Origin of the sequence: Isoptericola halotolerans, assembly GCF_013149785.1 — a bacterium.
GTDB classification, from domain to species: domain Bacteria; phylum Actinomycetota; class Actinomycetes; order Actinomycetales; family Cellulomonadaceae; genus Isoptericola; species Isoptericola halotolerans.
Genome location: NZ_JABEZU010000004.1, coordinates 66,906 through 85,832, shown reverse-complemented (window position 1 = coordinate 85,832; position 18,927 = coordinate 66,906). Strand labels below are relative to the sequence as shown.

The following is an 18,927-nucleotide window of genomic DNA, read 5'->3' as shown; positions in this document are numbered from 1 at the left end:
TCAGGCGGTCTTGATCTCGCCGCGCTGAAGCCGCAGGATGCCGATCAGCAGGGGTAGGCCGACCCAGATCCCGGTCGTGACCACCAGCTGCGCCCACTCCTGGCCGCCCATCGAGTCGCCCATGATCAGCGGCATGCTCGCGGTGTTCAGGTCGACCCAGGGCCACACCTTCTCCCACGCCGTGACGAGCATGGTGAGCGGGCTCAGGATCGTGGGGACCGCCAGGTAGACGACGATCGCGGCGGGGGTGTTCATCAGCGCGAGGCCGAACGCGACACCCTGGGCCATCCAGACGACGAGCATCAGCAGCATGCCGGCCGTCATGGCGCCCAGCCCCCACGACGCGTCCGCGTCGCGGTAGGCGATGACGGCCAGGTGCGCGACCACGGCGATCGCCATCGCGACGACGAAGAAGCCCAGGCCGGAGCCGACGGCGGTCACGAGCTTCGCCCAGACCACGCGGAGCCGGCGCGGTTCCAGGGTGAACGTCGTCAGGCCCGTGCGCTGCGACCACTCGGCGGTGGTGGCCAGGATGGCGACCACCGGCAGCAGCATCGTCAGCGGTGTTGAGGTGTTGTAGAGGAACTGCTCGTAGGAGACGTTGCCGTCCCCCACCAGCGCCATGACGGCGAGCACGCCGGCGGTGAGCACGGCGATGATGACGAACAGCCAGCGCACCGCCCGGGTATCGAGCTGCTTGCGCCACTCGTAGGCGGCGAGCCGGGTGAAGGGCACCGGTGTGAGGTCGGCGCGGTCGGTGCGGGAGCGTGTGGGCGCTTCTGCCTGCTGGGTGGTCATGCGGACACCTGCTCTCGGGCGTCGTCGGCGGTGAGCTCGAGGAACAGCTCCTCGAGCCCGCGGGAACCGGTGTCCCGCAGCTCGGTCACGAGCACACCGGCCGCGAGGGCGGCCCGCGCGACCTGCTCGGCGTCGGCGGCCGTGGTGAAACCGCCACCGGGCTGGCGCGCGACCTCGATGCCCGCAGCGCGGCAGGCGGCGTCGAGGGCGTCGTCGTCGGTGGAGCGCACGAACGTCCCGGCGGCACGCAGCAGGTCGTCCTTGGTGCCCTCGGCGACGATCCGTCCGCGGCCGATGACGACGAGCCGGTCGGCGACCTGCTCGATCTCGGTGAGCAGGTGGGAGGACAGCAGCACGGTGCCGCCGTCCGCCGCGAAGTCGCGCAGCAGGTCACGCATCCACCGGATGCCGGCGGGGTCGAGCCCGTTGGCCGGCTCGTCGAGGATCAGCACGTCGGGCTCGCCGAGCAGCGCGCCCGCGATGCCCAGCCGCTGACGCATCCCGAGCGAGTAGGTGCGCACGCGTCGCCCGGCCTCGTCCGGGGTGAGCCCGACGACGTCGAGCACCTCGTCCACGCGGTGGCGTCCCACACCGGTGAGGAGCGCGGAGAGCGCGAGGGTCTCGCGTCCCGTGCGTCCGGCGTGCTGGGCGGCGGCGTCGAGCAGCACCCCGACCCGTCGACCGGGGTTGGCGAGCGCGCCGTACGGCTTGCCGAGGATGCGTGCGGTCCCGCTGGTCGGGGGCGTCAGCCCGGTCATCATGCGCATGGCGGTCGACTTGCCGGCGCCGTTCGGCCCGAGGAAGCCGGTCACGAGTCCCGGCTGCGCGGTGAACGACACGTCGTTCACGGCCAGGACCGGCCCGTATCTCTTGGTCAGGTGCTCCACGGTGATCATGGCTCCACCCTGACGCCCCGGGGGGCGGGCGCGCATCGCCCGCAAGGAGGGGATCTGCCGCCGAACGGTGGAGCCGGGTCATCCTTTCGGCGGACGTCGACGTCGTCGAGGACGGGCCGACGACGGATGCCCGCGGCGTCGCGGAGACCTACGCTCGTCAGGTGCCCACCCCTGACGACGTGTACCGCGCCGCGCCGCCCGCCGAGCCGGACGCCGCGCAGCACCGTACCCGGACGCGTGCGTGGGTGGCCCGCGCCTGGTCCGAGGTGTGGCGGTTGGGTGCGGCGTTCGCGTTCAGCGTGGTCGTGGTCGGGGCGGTCGGGTGGGAGGCGGACACCGGGCAGCGGCAGATCACGCCCGACCAGCTGGCGCTCGACCTGCTGGTCGGCCTGGTGGCGCTGGGCCTCGTCCTGCTGCGCCGTCGGGCTCCGACGACGATCGCCCTTCTGCTGAGTGCGGCCACCGCGGTGTCGACGTTCGCGGTGGGGCCTACGACCCTGGCCGTGGTGTCGCTGTCCACCCGGCGCGGGTGGTGGCGCATCGTGCTGGTGGGCCTGGTGTTCTCGGCGGCAGGCTGGACGTACGGGCAGCTCTACCCCTCCGTGGATCCGATGAGCACGCTGGTGGAGTTGGTCGGCAGCGTCGTCGTCTACGCCCTGCTCGTCTGGATCGGGGCGTACATCGGGCTGCGCCGGGAGCACCTGCGCAGCCTGCACGAGCGGGTCGCGACGGCGGAGCGTGAGCAGGCCAGCCGTGTCGCGGAGGCCCGGGCGAACGAGCGCGCCCGGATCGCCCGGGAGATGCATGACGTCCTGGCCCACCGGATGTCCCTGGTCGCCATGCACGCCGGTGCGCTGGCCTACCGCACCGATCTGCCGCCGGAGCAGGTCGCGGAGTCGGCCGCGTTGGTCCGGGACAGTGCGCACGAGGCCCTCGGCGAGCTGCGCGAGGTGCTCGGGGTGCTGCGCGGGCTCGACGGGCCGTCGTCGGACGACGAGGCCACGGGACAGCCCGCACCCGAGGGCCCGCAACCGACGCTCGCGGACCTGCCGGAGCTGGTCCGGTCGGCCTCGGAGGCCGGGACCGCGGTCCGCCTCGCGGCCGACAGCGTCTACCTCGCCTCGCTGCCGACGGCGGTCTCCCGGACGGTCTACCGGATCATCCAGGAGGCGTTGACCAACGTCCGCAAGCACGCGCCCGAGCAGCCGGCGACGGTCGAGCTGCGCGGCGCTCGCGGACGCGGGCTGTGGATCACGGTGACCAACCCGACGGTCGCGGAGAGACTTCCCGTGGCCGGACGCGACGTCGCACCCGCAGCGCCGCCGTCGGGGCTGGGGCTGATCGGTCTGTCCGAGCGGACGGACCTGGCGGGCGGCTCGCTGTCCGCCGGGGAGTCGGACGGCCGCTTCGTGATGCAGGCCTGGCTACCGTGGGACCCATGACCTCACACATCTCCGTCGTCGTCGTGGACGACGACCCGCTGGTCCGCGCGGGCCTCCGCCTGATCCTCGGCGGGGCTCCCGAGGTGGAGGTGGTCGCCGACGCCGGGGACGGTGCCGAGGGCGTCGAGGTGGTGCGCCGTGAGCGGCCGGACGTGGTGCTCATGGACATCCGGATGCCGCGGACCGACGGCATCGAGGCGACCCGGATCGTCTCCCAGTCCGAGAACCCGCCGCGCGTCATCGTGCTGACGACGTTCGACACGGACGACATGGTGCTGCAGGCGCTGCGGGCCGGGGCGGCGGGCTTCCTGCTGAAGGACACCCCGCCGGACCGGCTCGTCGCGGCCGTGCGCGCGGCGGCCTCCGGTGAGCCGACCTTGTCGCCGTCGGTCATGCACCAGCTCATCGCGCAGGTCTCGCGTGGTGGTGCCGCCGGGCCGGACGGCTCCGAGCGGCACACCGCGAGGCGCCGGATGTCGGCGCTGACCGACCGTGAGCGGGAGGTCGCGGCCGTGCTGGCGCGCGGCCGGTCGAACGCGGAGATCGCGGCGGAGCTGTTCATGAGCGTGCCGACGGTCAAGACGCACGTCTCGCGCATCCTCGACAAGCTGGGTGCGGCGAACCGGGTGCAGGCGGCCATCGCGATCCACGACGCGGGCTCGCCCTGACCGACCCCGCGAGGTGACGCGGCGCGGTCAGAGGCGTTCGCGCAACCAGGCGATGTCGGTGCCGACGTCACCCTTCGTCTCGCACACCACCGGGGCCCCGGCTGCCGCGACGACGCCGACCAGCAGCTCCGGCGGGATGGTCCCCGCGCCGAAGTTCGTGTGCCGGTCGGCACCCGACCCGGCCGCGTCCCGGGAGTCGTTGGCGTGCACCAGGTCGATGCGGCCGGTGATCGCCCGGACGTCGGCGACGGCGGAGGCCAGGTCGAGCCCACCCGCCCAGGCGTGGCAGGTGTCGAGCGTGAAGCCCACGTTCTCGGCGCCGTCGGCCTGCTGCACCGCGGCCCACATCTGCTCGATCCGTTCGAGGCGCCGCGCCATCGAGTGGTCGCCGCCCGCGGTGTTCTCGATGAGCACCGGCACGTCCGTCTCGAGGGCGTCGATCGCCTTGCGCCAGTTGTCGAAGCCCTTGGCCGGGTCGTCCTTGGCCGTGACGTGGCCCCCGTGCACCACCACTCCCCGGGCCCCGAGCGCGCCGGCGCGGGACATCACCTGCTGGAGCAGCTTGCGGCTCGGGATCCGGATGCGGTTGTTCGTCGAGGCGACGTTGATGACGTAGGGCGCGTGCACGTAGACGTCGAGCCCGGCCTCCGCCGTCGCGGTGCGGAACGCCTCGGCCTCGCCGTCCTCGAGCGGTGGCACCTTCCACGCCTGCGGGTCCGAGACGAAGACCTGCACGACATCCGCGCCGACGGCCGCCGCGTCCGCGACGGTGTCGGTCACGCTCACGTGGGCACCGATCTTGAGGCTCATGGGACCAGGGTAGGTCGAGGGTCCGACGGTGCACCGCGGCGCGGTCGGTGGCCGCTCCGACATCGCGCTGCTATTTTTCCCGCAGTCGACCGACCGGCCCGGAGCGTCTCGTGCAGGGGCTCGACCACTCTGTTCGGCACCTTCTGAGGAGGAGACCACCATGGGACCGGAAGAGCTCCACGTCGACGACCTCTTGTTCGACGACGTCGGCCCCGGCCTCGTCGGGGGAGGTGACCCCTTCGGCAGCGTCTTCACCCTGGTGGTTGTCCTGATCGTGGTGGGAGTCGTCGTCAGCATCGTGATGGCCGTGCGCCGTGCGAAGACCCTCCACGACGCCGGCGTCGACCCGCTCGACCCGCAGACGGACCTCCAGGTGCGCATGGCGCGGCGGCTCGCGTCGTCGCCCGACCCGGCGAGCAAGGTGTCGGGGGCGTCAGCGCCCGCGCCGGCACCCACGGCCGCACCTGCGCCGGAGGAGCGCCTGGCGGAGGTCGACCGCCTGCACCGCGCGGGCACCATCAGCGACACCGAGCGGGACACGGCGCGGCAACGGATCCTCGGCGCCCTCTGACGCCAGGCGCCCGCCGGGCCACGTCCGGCGGACGAGCCAGGTCGTAGGCTGGAACGCATGCCCAGCACCCCACCCCTCGCCTATGTCATCGCCGGGTCCGAGGCGACCGGTGGCGCCGGCATCCAGGCGGACCTCAAGACGTTCCAGCAGCTCGGCACCTACGGGGTCGGCACGCTGACCTGCATCGTCTCGTTCGACCCGAGGAACGGATGGGCCCACCGGTTCGTCCCGGTGGACCCGCAGGTGATCGCCGACCAGTTCGAGGCGGCCACGGCGACGCACGACCTCGACGTCGTGAAGGTCGGCATGCTCGGGACGACGGCCACGATCGACGTCGTCGCACGGTCGCTGGCGTCGCGACCGTGGCGGCACGTCGTGCTGGACCCGGTACTCCTCTGCAAGGGGCAGGAGCCGGGCGCCGCCCTGGACACGGACACCGCGCTGCGCGAGCAGGTGCTGCCGCTGGCGACGGTCGTCACCCCGAACCTCTTCGAGTCGAAGACCCTGGCGGGCATGGACTCCGTCGAGTCGGTCGACGACCTGATCGAGGCCGCACGGCGCATCCACGACCAGCTCGACACCATCGCCGGCCCGCGCTACGTCGTCGCCAAGGGTGGTGTCGAGCTGCCCGGTTCCGACGCCGTCGACGTCGTGGTCGACGGTGAGCACGTCACCGTCCTGAGGACGCCGAAGATCGGCGAGGAGCGCGTCTCGGGCGCCGGATGCACGTTCGCCGCTGCGATCACCGCGGAGCTCGCGAAGGACACGGACGTCGTGTCGGCGGTGCGGATCGCCAAGGGCGTCGTGACCGCCGGGATCCGGGGGAGGGTCGCCGGGCGCACCCCGTTCGACACGGTGTGGCAGGGTGCCTCCGCCGTCGGTCAGTAGCCGGAGTCCGCCCCAGCGGTCTCGGTGACCTCCGCGCCGTCGGGCGCCACGACCCACCAGACGTCTTCGACGCCCTGGCCTGCGACGTCGCCCGGAGCCTCGTCGCCCACGAACAGGTACACCGGCCGCCCGTCGAGCGTGACCTGCAGCTCGCCGTCGTTGCCCGTGATCGTGCCGACCTCGGCGGTGACGCCGTCGACCTGCGGGTCCTCGTCCTGCGCGTGGACCGGCGGCCAGTTCGTCAGGCACTCGTCCTCGCAGACGCTCACCCCGGAGCCCGGCTCGTCGGGGGTGAAGTAGTAGACGGTCATGCCCTCGCCGTCGACGACGATCTCCCCGAGCTCGCTGTCCGTGGTGGCGAGGACGGCGTCACCCATGGGCTCGGCGTCCATCGGTTCCTCCGCGGTGGTGTCCGTCGCGCCGTCGCCCGCCGGCTCCTCCGTCCCCGAGCATGCCGCCGTCGCGGCGAGCAGCGTGGCGGTGGCCAGTGCGGTCGTGATCCTGGCTGTGCGTCGCATGAGTCTCTCTTCTCCTCGGTCGGGTGGGCCTGCTCCCGGTACGACGGGACACGCCGGTGCAGAGTTCATCGTGAGGACGGATTGAACCTCCGCGGGGGCTGTCTCGTCGTGGGAAGCGACAGGCGCCCTCGACGTGGGTGGCGCCCTACCGGGACGAGCAGGGACGAGGTGGCACCGTGCGGACAGCGGTGAAGGTGGCGATCGGTGTCGGGGCGGCCGTGGTGGTCGGGGGCGCGGTCGTGGTGACCGTCGGGCCCGGGCTGTACGCGGACTGGGCGAACAGCCGCGCGGACGACGCCCCGGCGCTCACGGCCCCCGAGCAGGTGACGGACGCCGACGTCCTGGCGGACCTGGACGGCGGCTGGGCGGTCGCCCCCGGTTCGTACGCCGGGTACCGCGTGCACGAGGTGCTGCGGGGCGCGGACGTGGACGTCACGGGACGGACCGATCCCGCGGCGGACGACGTCACCGGTGCCCTCACGGTCGCCGACGGTGTCGTGACCGTGGCCGAGATCGAGGTCGACGTCGCGCAGATCGTCACCGACCAGCCGCCGCGGGACGCCTACTTCCGCGATACCGTCATGGAGGTGGGCACGTACCCGACGGCGAGCTTCGAGCTCACCGAGCCGGTGCCGATCGAGGCGGCCGGGTCCGACGTCGCCCTGACCGGTGACCTGACCCTGCGGGACGTCACCCGTGAGGTCACGGTCACGGCTCAGATCGCGGTGGCCGACGGCGGCGCGCAGGTCGTCGGCAGCGTCCCGGTGACGTTCGGGGACTTCGGCGTCGAGGCGCCGTCGCTGGGCTTCGTCGAGGTGGAGGACGCCGGCAGCGTGGAGTTCTCCCTCGAGCTCCAGCCGCGGGACTGACGGTCCGTGGTCACCGACGAGCAGCTCCTCGAGGCGATCCACACCGAGCACTCGGCGGCGCTGTACCGCTACGTCGCGCGGCTCGTGCGGGACGACGCCGGCGCCCAGGACATCGTCCAGGAGTCCCTGCTGCGGCTCTGGCGCCACCCCGAGGTGCTCGAACGCTCGGGCGAGTCGGTGCGTGCCTGGCTCTTCACGGTGGCCCGCCACCTCGTCGTCGACCAGGCGCGCAGCGCCCGGCACGCCCGGGAGCGGACCACCGACCAGGTGCCGGAGGTTCCCGAACCCGATGCGACCCAGTCGGTCCTCGACGCGTGGCTGGTCGCCGACGCGCTGGTCGGGCTCTCCGCCGAGCATCGTGCCGTGGTCGTCGGCGCGTACTACCGGGGCCGCACCGTGGCCGAGCTGGCCGCCGAGCTGAGCGTGCCCGCCGGCACCGTGAAGTCCCGTCTGCACTATGCGTTGCGAGCACTGCGCCTCGCCCTGCAGGAGAAAGGAGTGACGTCATGACCGCCGCACCCACGCCGTCCGGCCGGGAACCGGACCCCTACCTGACCTGGGACGCCGCCTACGTCCTGGGAGCGCTCGGCCCCGCCGACCGGCGGGAGTACGAGGCGCACCTCGCCGGTTGTGCGGCGTGCCGCGAGGCGGTCGGTGAGATCGCCGGGGTGCCGGGGATCCTCGGCACGCTCCCGGCTGATCAGGCCATCGCCCTGCCGGACGAGGCACCCCCGACACCGAGGGCCGACGTCGTCCCGCTGGGCACGCTGGCCCGCTCGGCGCGCCGCGCGCGGGTGCGCCGTCGGTCTCTCGCCGCGGTCGCGGCCGCCGCGCTCGCCGTCGGGGGCGTCCTGACGGGCATGTCCGTGGACGGCGGTGCGGCGGTGGACCCGCCCGTCGTCGCCGAGGCCGCAGACGTGGAGGTCGAGCTCGAACCGGTCGGTGCCACGGACGTCCATGCCAGCCTCACGGCCACCGAACGTCCGTGGGGCACCCTCCTGGCGTGGAGCTGCCGGTACGGGAGCGTGCCCGAGGGCTACGAGTCGCTGACGTACGAGCTGGTCGTGGTCGACCGCGCCGGTGGCCGGACGGTCGCGGCGACCTGGGGGGCGTCGGGGGACAGCGCCGAGGATCTGCGGGCGGCGTCCGCGGTGGAGCTCACCGACGTCGTCCGTCTGGAGATCGCCGTCGTCGGCGGGACGGATCCGCTGGCCTCCGCCGACGTCTGAGCGCCCGGCGGACCGGCGGGTGACCGCAAGGCGGACGCAAACTATGTCTCAACCAGGGTTCCGCTTAGTCTCTAGGTCGTGAGCGACAACTACGGACAGCAGAGCCCGAGCACGGGCGCGATCGAACGCGTCGTCGCCCGGCACGAGATGCCCGACCCGTTGCGCGACGACATCCGCCTCCTGGGCGGACTGCTCGGCACCGTGCTGCGTGAGGCCGGCGGACAGGACCTGCTCGACGACGTCGAGCGTCTGCGCGAGCTGACGATCCGCGCCTACGGCGTCGACGACGGCGGTGTCAGCCTCGCGGAGGCCGCGGACGTGGTCGCGGGGTTCAGCCTGGAGCGCGCCGAGCAGGTGGCCCGCGCCTTCACGTGCTACTTCCACCTGGCGAACCTGGCGGAGGAGTACCACCGGGTGCGGGTGCTGCACCAGCGCGAGTCCGAGTCGGGCGCCGCGATCGAGGAGTCCCTGCCCGCGGCCTTCACGCAGCTCACCGAGGAGGTCGGCCGTGAGGAGGCCGTGCGGCGGCTCGGCGAGCTGGAGTTCCGCCCGGTCCTGACGGCGCACCCGACCGAGGCCCGTCGTCGGGCAGTCTCCGGCGCGGTGCGCCGGATCTCCACCCTGCTGGCCGAGCGCGACACGATGCGGCCCGGCGGTACGTCGCGCACCGAGAACGAGCGCCGCATGCTCGCCGAGATCGACACCATGTGGCGCACCTCCCCGATCCGGGCGTCGAAGCCGACGGTCCTCGACGAGGTCAAGACCGCCATGGGCGTCTTCGACGCCACCATGTTCAGCACCTTCCCCGAGGTGTACCGCCGGCTCGACGACTGGCTGCTCGACGGGGAGGCCGGCGCGCGGGCACCGATCGCCACGCCGTTCGTGTACCTGGGCTCCTGGATCGGCGGCGACCGCGACGGGAACCCGAACGTCACCGCCGAGGTCACGCGCCAGGCCGCCACGCTGGCCGCCGAGCACGCGCTCACCGCGCTGGAGGGCGCCGCGCGCACGACGGGCCGCAAGCTGACCCTCGAGGCGGCGAGCACGCCGTCGTCGGCGGACCTCAAGGCGCTCTGGCAGCGGTTCCGCCAGCTCTCGGACGACCTGACCACGGCCGCGGCCGCGGACTCCCCGAACGAGCCGCACCGCGCGGCGGTCCTCGCGATCGCGGGCCGCATCGCCGCGACCCGCACCCGGGACGCCGACCTGGCCTACCAGCGCCCCGAGGAGCTGGAGGCGGACCTGCGCGTCGTGCAGTCCTCCCTCGTGGAGGCGGGCGCCCCGCGCGCGGCCTACGGCGACCTGCAGAAGCTCGTGTGGCAGGTGCAGACCTTCGGGTTCCACCTCGCCGAGATCGAGGTCCGCCAGCACTCCCAGGTGCACGCCGCGGCGCTGGAGGAGATCGCCGAGAAGGGCGTCCACGGCGAGCTGAGCGACCGCACCCGGGAGGTGCTCGACACGTTCCGCGCCCTCGGTGCGGTGCAGAAGCGCTTCGGCGAGCGGGCGGCCCGCCGCTACATCGTCTCGTTCACGCAGGCCCCCGAGCACATGGCAGCCGTCTACCAGCTCGCGGAGCTGGCCTTCGAGGGTTCCGACGACGCCCCGGTCATCGACGCGATCCCGCTGTTCGAGACCTTCGCGGACCTGGAGAACTCGGTCGACATCCTCGAGGCGATGCTCGAGATGCCGCAGGTCCAGAAGCGTCTCGCGGAGAACGGTCGGCGCGTCGAGGTCATGCTCGGCTACTCCGACTCGTCCAAGGACGTCGGTCCCGTGGCGGCCACGCTCGCCCTGCACTCCGCGCAGTCGCGGATCGCGGACTGGGCGAAGCGGCACAACCTGACCCTCACCCAGTTCCACGGCCGTGGCGGCGCGCTCGGCCGCGGGGGTGGCCCGGCGAACCGCGCGGTGCTCGCCCAGCCCCCGCACTCGGTGGACGGCCGGTTCAAGCTCACCGAGCAGGGCGAGGTCATCCTGGCGCGCTACGGCGACCCGACCATCGCCGCGCGTCACATCGAGCAGGTCGCCGCGGCCACGCTGCTCGCCTCGGCCCCGTCGACGGAGAAGCGCAACGCGACGACCGCGGACCGGTTCTCCGCGCTCGCCTCCTCCCTCGACGCGACGTCGCGGGCACGGTTCCACGAGCTGGTGAAGTCCGACGGCTTCCCGCAGTGGTTCGCGGAGGTCACCCCGCTGGAGGAGGTCGGCCTGCTGCCGATCGGCTCGCGCCCGGCCAAGCGCGGCCTGTCGGTGAACTCCCTGGACGACCTCCGAGCCATCCCGTGGGTGTTCTCCTGGTCGCAGGCCCGCATCAACCTGGCCGGCTGGTACGGGCTGGGCACGGCGTTGCGCGAGTTCGGTGACCTGGACGAGCTGCGGGCCGCCTACCGCGAGTGGCCGCTGTTCGGCACGCTGCTGGACAACATCGAGATGTCGCTGGCCAAGACCGACGAGCGCATCGCCGAGAAGTACCTGGCGCTCGGCGACCGCGACGACCTCGCCGCCATGGTGCTCGAGGAGCTGCGGCTCACCCGCGAGTGGGTCCTGAAGATCACCGGCAACGAGTGGCCGCTGGCCAGCCGGCGGGTGCTCGGCCGGGCCGTGCAGCTCCGCTCGCCGTACGTCGACGCGCTCTCCCTGCTCCAGGTCCGCGCGCTGCGGGCGCTGCGCACCCAGGGCGCCAGCGAGGGCCTCACCGTCGACGACGGCGAGTGGGTCGACGGCGGGTACAAGGACCGCTGGCGTCATCTGCTGCTGCTCACCGTGAACGGTGTGAGCGCCGGCCTGCAGAACACCGGCTGATGGCGACGGGCGCCGCGGTCGCGCTCGAGCTGGCGGTGCAGGACGTCGCGGGCATCGAGGTCGCGGCGTCGGTAGGTGCGCTGCGTGTCGAGCTGTGCACCGCGCTCGGCGCGACCGGCGGCGTGACCCCGGGCCCCGGGCTCCTGGCCGCCGCCGTCGAGCGTGCCGCCGCACCGCCGTCGGGCGCTGCTGTGGAGGTGCACGTGCTGGTGCGCCCGCGGCCGGGCGGTTTCGTCCTGGCCGCTGGCGAGCTCGACGTGCAGGTGCGCGAGGTCGCCGCGGCCGTGCAGGCCGGGGCCCACGGCGTCGTCGTCGGCGCGCTGGCCCCGTCGGGCGAGGTCGACGCTGCCGCGCTGCGCGAGCTGGTGGCTGCCGCGGACGGTGCCGAGGTCACGTTCCACCGCGCGTTCGACGTCCTCGCCGACCCGCTCGCCGCCCTCGACGTGCTCGCTGCGGCGGGGGTGACGCGCGTCCTCACCTCCGGTGGCGCCGCCCGCTGTGCCGACGGTCTCGAGCTGCTGCGGGCCTGCGCGGAGCACGCGCACGGCCCGCTCGGCGGAGCCGTGCAGGTCATGGCCGGCGGCGGCGTCCGTGTCGAGGACGTCCCCGCGCTGCGAGCCACCGGTGTCGACGCCGTGCACCTGTCCGCCAAGCGCACGGTGTCCGACGACGGCGGGCCCGGCGGCGGAGGGGACTCCGGGTACGAGGTCACCGACCTGCACGTCGCGGCGGCCGCCGCCGCAGCCCTGCAGCGCTGAACCGGTCGTCCCGGGTCCCTCGTCGCGGACGGCCGCGCCGGAGCTCTTGCGTGTCTTGCCGGCTGAGGGCCTTTGCTACATGTCAGTTTCTCCAGGATGCGTTGACGCTGGTGTGCCGGGTTCACAGACCTCTGGTTCGGGCCGGTCCCTACCGCGTTTCCGTCCTACAGTGACGACAGGTGCGGCCCCTGGAGCTTCGACACGACGATGTGCGCGAATCCTTGGCGCAACGCTGTTCCCCAGGCGAGCAGCCCTCCCGTGTCGTGATGAAGGCACGTTGAAGAATCGCCTCCTGGTGGCGCTCCCGTGCCTCGCGATGATCGCCGGGTGCGGACAGCTCGACGCAGCGGACCCCCTCAGAACGATCGGCACCGAGGACGGAAGCGGCGAACTGTGTATCCCGGTCAGCGAGGAAGGGCTCGCCTCGTTCGCCTGGGAGACGATAGAGAACACCACTGCGAATGACGCTGCCATCGACGGCATCGACGCAGCCACAGAGGGAGTCGAGGTCGTCGAGTGGCTACTGGCCCACGAGGACTGGCCCGACGCCACCGTGGGGACCGGACCGCTACCCGCGCCCGGCACGTTCGAACTGGGCGCCACCATCCCGGCGCATCACAGCGCCCTCGTCGCCGTCACCCTGCGGGCGGATGATCTCGACGAGGCGCTGCAGACGTCTCTCACCGTCACCTACACCAGTGGACACGCGACCGGCTCCATGCCCCTGAGTTGGTCTGTGCTCCTTGTTCCTGCTGGAACCTGGTGCAGCGACTACGCACGTGAGTGAAAGGGAGCATCGGTGGGCCGGCACCGTGGTGGTGTTTCCGCTGCTCGTGACTGTGGCGGCCTGCACGGGTTCGACGGGCTCCGACCCCGATGCGACAGATCTCGAAGGTCACGTGACCCTCGGTGCGCTGGGACCGGCGTCCAGTGCGGTCAGCACCCGGTCCACGCTGGAGCGGATGCCCCAACGGCTGGCGAGCGCGTCGAGCGCCGCTGGATCACGCGGCGCAGCCGGCAGCGTGTCGTCGAACGTTCCGACCGGGGCGTCCGCCGCGACCTGTACGACGGCGGGAGCCACCGCCAGGTAGTCGGCCGCCTCGGCGAGTCTCGTCCGCTGGGTGGGGCTGATCCCCTTCGCCCCGGTCGCTGCGGCGTCGAGCACGCCGTCCAGGGAGCCGAACGTCGCGAGCAGCTTCGCGGCCGTCTTCTCGCCGATGCCGCGCACTCCCGGGAGCCCGTCGGACGGGTCGCCGCGCAGGACGGCCATCTCGGCGTAGGCGTCGCCGGTCGGCACGCCGTACTTCTCCGCGAGGAGCGCCTGGTCGACGACGTCCGGGTCGCGCACCCCACGGGCGGGGTAGAGCACCACCACCCCCGCGGCGTCGTCCACGAGCTGGAAGAGGTCGCGGTCGCCCGTGACGACGGCGACCTGCGGGCCGGCGCCCGACGGCGCGGCCGGGGGTGCGCCGTCGTCGGCCCGGGGTGCGGCACCCGCGGCGAGCTCCCGGGCGACCAGCGTGCCGATCACGTCGTCCGCCTCGAATCCCGGGGCACCGACCCGTGCGATGCCGAGCGCGGCCAGCACCTCCACGATGACGGGCACCTGGGGGACGAGGTCGGCCGGGACCTCCTCGACGTCGGGGCCGTCGTCGCGTCGCTCGGCGACCCGGTGCTCCTTGTACGAGCTGATCGCGTCCACCCGGAACGCGGGGCGCCAGTCGTCGTCCCAGCAGGCCACGAGCCGGTCGGGCCGGTGCTCGGTGACGAGGAACGCGATCATGTCGAGCAGGCCGCGCACCGCGTTGACGGGCTGCCCGTCGGGGGAGCGCAGGGACCCGGGCAGGCCGAAGTAGGCCCGGAAGTAGAGCGACGCGGTGTCTAGCAGCATCAGGCGCATGGGCCTAGCCTCTCAGGCGGAACCGTCAGGGACCGGAGTGCGGGCCCCGGGCCGTCGAGCACCGTCGAAGACCCGCACGTGCCACCAGACGATCACGGGCACGACGACGAGCTCGAGAGCCAGTGTCCCGACGAACACCGGGTGCGGCCACCCGACGGCCGCGACCGAGACCAGTCGCGCCAGCCCGCCGAGGAAGGCGACGGCCAGCACCACCCGCGTCGTCGACGCCCGCTCACCCGGCCGGCGCAGCGACCACCACAGGGCGATGCCCCCGGCGAGCCAGAAGGCGTTCGTGAACCGGTACTCGCTGTCCACGCTGGCGGTCGTCGGCCCGCCGCCCGGTGCGAACTCAGGTCCGAGGAGGATCCCGGACAGCCCGGAGGCGACCGACACCGTCCCGAGCAGCGCCAGGACCACGATCAGCGCGCGCTTCATGTCCTCACCCTCCCATGAGCGCGCTGGTCAGGACGATGCCGACGACGGCGGCGAGCACCGACACGGCCAGCGTGCTCACCGAGTGCAGCACGGCCGCGACGTGCCGACCGCCACGGAACATCGTCACCGTCTCCACGGTCGCGGTCGAGAAGGTGGTGAAGCCGCCGCAGAGGCCGACCGCGAGCAGCAGCCGCCACGGCTCGTTCCCGTCGGCGAGGACGAGCCAGCCCGTCAGCAGGCCGATCAGCAAGGAACCGACGGCGTTGACGATCCAGGTCCCCCACGGGAAGCCGTTCGGACGGCGGGCCTTGATGCCGTCGGCGACCCAGAACCGGGCGGCCGCACCCAGCCCGCCGCCGACCCCGACCAGCAGCGCACCCAGCAAGGGGTGCACGGTGCCGCTCATCGGTCACCTCGCGCCCGCCGGCCCGAGCCGGACGCCCGCAGACCGAGCAGCACGCCCAGCAGCGCAGCGACGAGCCCGAGCAGGAGCGTCGCCCCGGCGTAGGCCGCCGCCGTCGGCCACTGTCCGTCGGCCAGGAGCGTCTCGACGTCCAGGGCCAGCGCCGAGTAGGTGGTGAACCCACCGAGCACACCGGTGCCGGCGAACAGCCGCAGCCGACGGCGCCGGTCCGTCTCAGGACCGTGCCGTGCGAGCGCCTCGAGGAGCCAGCCCAGGGCGAACGCACCGACCAGGTTCACCGTGAACGTGGCCCAGGGCCAGCCCCCGGCCTGTGTCGGCAGCACCAGGGCCACCACGTACCGCGCCGCCGACCCGGCAGCGCCACCGAGCGCGACGAGCCCGAGCAGGGCCGGGTCACGGTGCGGGGCACGGGTCGCGGTCACCGCCCCATCATCGCGGACCGGCGCTACGTCGCCGGTTCGGTGGGCAGTCGGTCCGGCAGCCCGAACCGCGGGAACCACGTCGCCGTGTCGAGGAACGCGGTGATGCCCGTGACCCGGCCGGCGCCGTCGTCCTCCAGCACCACCAGCGCCCAGGGCGTCCACCCGCCGTCGGGCGCAGCACGGTACTGCCCGAACGCCATCGAGCCGTTGGCGCGCACCCGCAGGCACCGCGACCCCCGACACTCGTGCCCCGGCCCGAGCATCCAGCGTGCGATCTCCCGGGGCCCCGAGACCCACAGGGTGTACGGCGGCATGTTGAGCACGGCGTCCTCGCGCAGCAGACCGACGAGCGCCTCCATGTCGTAGCGCTCGAACGCGTCGAGGTAGCGCTCCAGGAGGTCGTCGTCGACCGTGCCCCAGCGCGACTCGTCGCGGTCCAGGGCGCGGTCGCCGAGGGTGGCGCGGGCGCGCTGCAACGCGCTGTTCACCGAGGCGACGGTCGTGCCCAGCAGCGTGGCGGTCTCGGCCGCCGACCACCGCAGGACCTCGCGGAGGAGCAGCACCGCCCGCTGCCGCGGGGGCAGGTACTGCAGCGCGGCGACGAAGGCGAGCCGGACCGACTCCCGCCCGATCGCCATGTCGGCCGGGTCGCCCTCGCGGGGCAGCACGGCGTCGTCGGGCACCGGCTCCACCCAGCGTTCCTCGGCCAGGGTCTCGCCGAAGTACTCGATCTCGGCCGGCTGCGGCCCTCCGATGCCCATCGGCCGCTCACGCCGCTTGGACGCCGCCAACGCGTCGAAGCACACGTTGGTCGCGATCCGGTACAGCCAGGACCGCAGCGACGACCGCCCCTCGAAGCGGTCGAAGCCACGCCAGGCGCGCAGCATCGTCTCCTGCACGGCGTCGTCCGCGCCGCCCGCGCCGCCGAGCATGCGGTAGCAGTAGCCGGTGAGCTCGCGGCGGTACTGCTCGAGCTGTGCGCCGACGTCGGGCGCGTCGCCCAGGTCCGTGACGGTCTGCGTCATGCTCTCCACGGTAGGACGAGGTACCGACACCCGCGCGCGGATCAGGTCCGGCGACGGCGCGCCTCGTCGCGCGTCCACGGCAGCACCCTCTCGACCAGCGGCACCGAGCTGGTGGCGGGGGACGAGCGCCGCACCACCGGGACCGTGCCGGTCAGCGGGCGCGCCGTCCGGTCGATCTCGAACCACACCGTCTTGCCGGCACCGACGGCCGCGTGCCGACCGACGACGTCGCCGACCTGGTGCTGCTGCACCCCCCACCGGGAGGCCAGCTTCTCGAGGAACTGCACGCCGCGGCCGGAGAGGTCCTGCGGCTGCGGGGCGCGCAGCACCGGCGGACGCGTGCAGCCGTCCCGCACCCCGACGCGCAGGCGACGGTCGTCCACCTCGACGGTCGCCACGATCGGCCCCGCCCCGTGCTCGAGGGCGTTGGTGAGGACCTCGCTGGCGAGCAGCATCGCCGTGCGCCGCTGCTCGGCGTCCACGTCGCACGACTCGAGCACGTCGTCGACCCACCGGCGCGCAGGCCCGAGGTCGCTGAGGTCCTCGGCGACCTTGCGCTCCGCCGTGGCCGGTCCGTCCTCCCCGGGCGGCCCGGAGGGCGCCGGGACGCGGGCACGGGCCGCGAGCACGGCGACGTCGTCGCGCTGGGACCGCCCCACGAGCCGTCGCACGAGCGCCCGCGGCAGCGCCGCCGTCGCCTCCCCGTGGGTGTCCGCCAGCGCCTGGACGAGGTCGCAGACGCGGTCCGCGACCATGACACCGCGCCGTTCCACGAGCCCGTCGGTGTAGAGCAGGAGGGTGTCACCGGGCAGCAGCCGCGTGACGTGGTCGTGACGCTCGGTGTCCGGGTCGATGCCGAGCAGCATGTCGGTGCGGGCGTCCAGCCGCTCGACCGTGCCGTCGCGGCGCAGCACGAGGGGGTGCGGGTGCCCGGCGTCGGACCACGTCAGGGTGTACCCGCGCTCGGGTGTGCCGTCGGGCCCGGTGTCCCCCTGCGGGTGCTCGTCGTGGTCGAGGCGCACGACGACGGCGGTCGCCAGTGCGTTCGGGCCGAGCGTGGCGTTGGCGCGGTCGAGACGCGACAGCATCGCGGCGGGGGACTCGTCGTGGCTCCAGGCGAGCGCTCGCAGCATCGAGCGGAGCTGGCCCATCTGGGCGGCGGCGTTCACGTCGTGGCCGGTGACGTCCCCGATGGTCAGCACGGCCGTGCGCTCGTCGCGCACCACGGCGTCGTACCAGTCCCCGCCGACCTGGTCGGTGCGGGCGGCGGGAGCGTACGTCGTGGCGATGTCCAGGTGCGCCACGTCCGGGGCCTCGGAGAGCAGGGACTCCTGCAGCGTCGTCGCCACCCGGCGTCGGGCCTCGAGCAGCGCCACCCGCTCCAGCGCCATCGCCACGTACCGGCTGAGGGTCGTCTCCAGGGCCGCGGTGCCGGCGTCGTGCTCCCGGGTCTCCTCCCACACGCAGATGACCACGCCGATCACGTCGTCGTCGGTCATGACGGGCAGGAAGGACCGGGCTCCCGCGGACATGAGGCCCACGCCGGCCATCGCCGGGTAGGCCTCGCTCATCTCCTGCTGGTCGCGGTAGAAGAGGGTCCGGCGCTCGGCGACGACGGCGGTGTCCGGCCGGGGTGCGTCGAGGCGGGTCGAGCGCATGGCGTCCGGGAAGCCGGGCTCCTGGTGCCCGACCGTCACGTAGCGCAGGTGCCGCCGGTCGGCGTCGACGAGGGCGAGGGAGCACCAGCGAGCCCCCATCCCGGTGCCGACCACCTGGGCGATGGTCTCCTCCACCTCCTCGAGGGTGGTCACCCCGGCGAACTGCTCGGAGAGCCCGAGGAGGAACTGCGCTCGCTGGTGGGCGCGGAAGGCGACCTGCTCGGCGCGACGGGCCCGTTCGCGCTCCGCACGCAGCCGGAGCTCTCCGGAGCAGGAGGCCGCCAGGTCGCCGAGGGTGGCGAGCTCGTCGTCGGTCCACCGCCGGGGCGTCGTGTCGATCGCCCACAGCGCGCCGACGACGGTGCCCCGGCCGTCCTCGACGGGGTAGCCCGCGACGGCGCGGGCCGCGAGCTCCTGAGCGACGAAGCGGCGGCTGAAGCGAGGGTCGTTGTCCGTGTCGTCGATCACGAACGCCGACCGCTCGGCCACGACGAGGGCCGTCGCGGGCTCGGCGAGCCGCGTGGCCCGTTCCTGCTGGATCGCCGCGGGCATGCCCACCGCCCCGGGCAGGTACTGGAGCCCGTCGGCGAGGACGACGAAGCAGGCTGAGGGCACGCCCAGGTTGCGGTGGACGAGCCGCACGATGCGGTCGAACACCTCGTCGGCGATGGCCTCGTCCGGGGCGCCACGGAGCAGCGAACCCAGGACCTGCGTCTCGGGCACTGACCCAGTATGCCCCCCGATGCGTGCGATCGGGGGTCATCGAGGCGCTCGCCGCGCCGCCCGTGCCGGAGGTTCTTCGGCCCCACCCGTT

General features: G+C 73.4%; 20 protein-coding genes. 10 read left to right on the top strand and 10 right to left on the bottom strand.

Translation table 11 applies throughout. The features are described 5' to 3' along the window. Positions 1-798, bottom strand: coding sequence for an ABC transporter permease (locus tag HDG69_RS15125; RefSeq protein WP_171784677.1), 798 nt, complete (start codon positions 796-798; stop codon positions 1-3). Next, positions 795-1,694, bottom strand: coding sequence for an ABC transporter ATP-binding protein (locus HDG69_RS15120; protein WP_171784676.1), 900 nt, complete (start codon positions 1,692-1,694; stop codon positions 795-797). The genes HDG69_RS15125 and HDG69_RS15120 overlap by 4 nt, the downstream gene beginning before the upstream one ends. Before the next feature lie 161 nt (positions 1,695-1,855). Here HDG69_RS15120 and HDG69_RS19635 point away from each other — a divergent pair, with 161 nt between their 5' ends. Further along, a complete protein-coding gene (locus HDG69_RS19635; RefSeq protein WP_171784675.1) occupies positions 1,856-3,136 on the top strand; it encodes a histidine kinase in 1,281 nt (426 codons plus the stop codon). Then, positions 3,133-3,804 (top strand): response regulator, encoded by a 672-nt coding sequence (locus tag HDG69_RS15110; RefSeq protein WP_171784674.1) that lies wholly within the window; start codon positions 3,133-3,135, stop codon positions 3,802-3,804. The genes HDG69_RS19635 and HDG69_RS15110 overlap by 4 nt, the downstream gene beginning before the upstream one ends. Positions 3,805-3,831: 27 nt before the next feature. On the opposite strand, the gene HDG69_RS15105 is transcribed toward HDG69_RS15110, so the two are convergent. After that, a complete protein-coding gene (locus tag HDG69_RS15105) occupies positions 3,832-4,614 on the bottom strand; it encodes a deoxyribonuclease IV (protein WP_171784673.1) in 783 nt (260 codons plus the stop codon). 160 nt (positions 4,615-4,774) lie between these two features. Between HDG69_RS15105 and HDG69_RS15100 the strand changes: the two genes are divergently transcribed. Next, a complete protein-coding gene (locus tag HDG69_RS15100) occupies positions 4,775-5,185 on the top strand; it encodes a hypothetical protein (protein ID WP_171784672.1) in 411 nt (136 codons plus the stop codon). A gap of 57 nt (positions 5,186-5,242) precedes the next feature. Further along, on the top strand, positions 5,243-6,073 hold the full coding sequence (locus HDG69_RS15095) for a hydroxymethylpyrimidine/phosphomethylpyrimidine kinase (RefSeq protein WP_171784671.1): 831 nt from the start codon (positions 5,243-5,245) through the stop codon (positions 6,071-6,073). Here HDG69_RS15095 and HDG69_RS15090 read toward each other — a convergent pair. Next, positions 6,067-6,591 carry a COG4315 family predicted lipoprotein gene (locus HDG69_RS15090; RefSeq protein ID WP_171784670.1) on the bottom strand — a complete coding sequence of 175 codons (525 nt, stop codon included), beginning with the start codon at positions 6,589-6,591 and terminating at the stop codon, positions 6,067-6,069. The two genes, HDG69_RS15095 and HDG69_RS15090, sit on opposite strands and share 7 nt — an antisense overlap. A 176-nt stretch (positions 6,592-6,767) precedes the next feature. On the opposite strand from HDG69_RS15090, the gene HDG69_RS15085 reads away from it, so the two are divergent. The 6 genes from HDG69_RS15085 to HDG69_RS15060 all read left to right on the top strand — a co-directional run bounded on the left by HDG69_RS15085 (position 6,768) and on the right by HDG69_RS15060 (position 13,036). After that, positions 6,768-7,460 carry a YceI family protein gene (locus tag HDG69_RS15085; protein ID WP_171784669.1) on the top strand — a complete coding sequence of 231 codons (693 nt, stop codon included), beginning with the start codon at positions 6,768-6,770 and terminating at the stop codon, positions 7,458-7,460. 6 nt (positions 7,461-7,466) lie between these two features. Continuing rightward, positions 7,467-7,970: a sigma-70 family RNA polymerase sigma factor gene (locus HDG69_RS15080; RefSeq protein ID WP_171784668.1), complete on the top strand. Its 504-nt coding sequence runs from the start codon at positions 7,467-7,469 to the stop codon at positions 7,968-7,970. Next, positions 7,967-8,689: a zf-HC2 domain-containing protein gene (locus HDG69_RS15075; RefSeq protein ID WP_171784667.1), complete on the top strand. Its 723-nt coding sequence runs from the start codon at positions 7,967-7,969 to the stop codon at positions 8,687-8,689. Before HDG69_RS15080 ends, HDG69_RS15075 begins: the two co-directional genes overlap by 4 nt. Positions 8,690-8,836: 147 nt before the next feature. Then, positions 8,837-11,491, top strand: coding sequence for a phosphoenolpyruvate carboxylase (locus HDG69_RS15070; protein WP_171784978.1), 2,655 nt, complete (start codon positions 8,837-8,839; stop codon positions 11,489-11,491). Beyond that, complete coding sequence (locus HDG69_RS15065; RefSeq protein ID WP_171784666.1) at positions 11,491-12,249, top strand: copper homeostasis protein CutC; 759 nt, start codon at positions 11,491-11,493, stop codon at positions 12,247-12,249. The genes HDG69_RS15070 and HDG69_RS15065 overlap by 1 nt, the downstream gene beginning before the upstream one ends. 277 nt (positions 12,250-12,526) lie before the next feature. Next, entirely contained in the window at positions 12,527-13,036 is a 510-nt protein-coding gene (locus HDG69_RS15060; protein ID WP_171784665.1) for a hypothetical protein, read from the top strand. Positions 13,037-13,144: 108 nt separating this feature from the next. Here the strand turns inward: HDG69_RS15060 and HDG69_RS15055 are convergent, their stop codons facing one another. The 6 genes from HDG69_RS15055 to HDG69_RS15030 are packed head-to-tail and all read right to left on the bottom strand — an operon-like array spanning position 13,145 to position 18,836. Further along, on the bottom strand, positions 13,145-14,149 hold the full coding sequence (locus tag HDG69_RS15055) for a 5'-3' exonuclease (RefSeq protein WP_171784664.1): 1,005 nt from the start codon (positions 14,147-14,149) through the stop codon (positions 13,145-13,147). 12 nt (positions 14,150-14,161) lie between these two features. Beyond that, the gene (locus HDG69_RS15050) at positions 14,162-14,584 is read right to left on the bottom strand and encodes a DUF4345 domain-containing protein (protein ID WP_171784663.1); all 423 of its coding nucleotides are present in this window, start codon (positions 14,582-14,584) and stop codon (positions 14,162-14,164) included. 4 nt (positions 14,585-14,588) lie between these two features. Further along, entirely contained in the window at positions 14,589-14,990 is a 402-nt protein-coding gene (crcB, locus tag HDG69_RS15045) for a fluoride efflux transporter CrcB (RefSeq protein ID WP_171784662.1), read from the bottom strand. Further along, positions 14,987-15,430: a CrcB family protein gene (locus HDG69_RS15040; protein ID WP_171784661.1), complete on the bottom strand. Its 444-nt coding sequence runs from the start codon at positions 15,428-15,430 to the stop codon at positions 14,987-14,989. The genes crcB and HDG69_RS15040 overlap by 4 nt, the downstream gene beginning before the upstream one ends. A gap of 23 nt (positions 15,431-15,453) precedes the next feature. After that, on the bottom strand, positions 15,454-16,455 hold the full coding sequence (locus tag HDG69_RS15035) for a sigma-70 family RNA polymerase sigma factor (protein WP_171784660.1): 1,002 nt from the start codon (positions 16,453-16,455) through the stop codon (positions 15,454-15,456). 41 nt (positions 16,456-16,496) lie between these two features. After that, positions 16,497-18,836 (bottom strand): SpoIIE family protein phosphatase, encoded by a 2,340-nt coding sequence (locus HDG69_RS15030; protein ID WP_171784659.1) that lies wholly within the window; start codon positions 18,834-18,836, stop codon positions 16,497-16,499. Positions 18,837-18,927 lie beyond the last annotated feature (91 nt).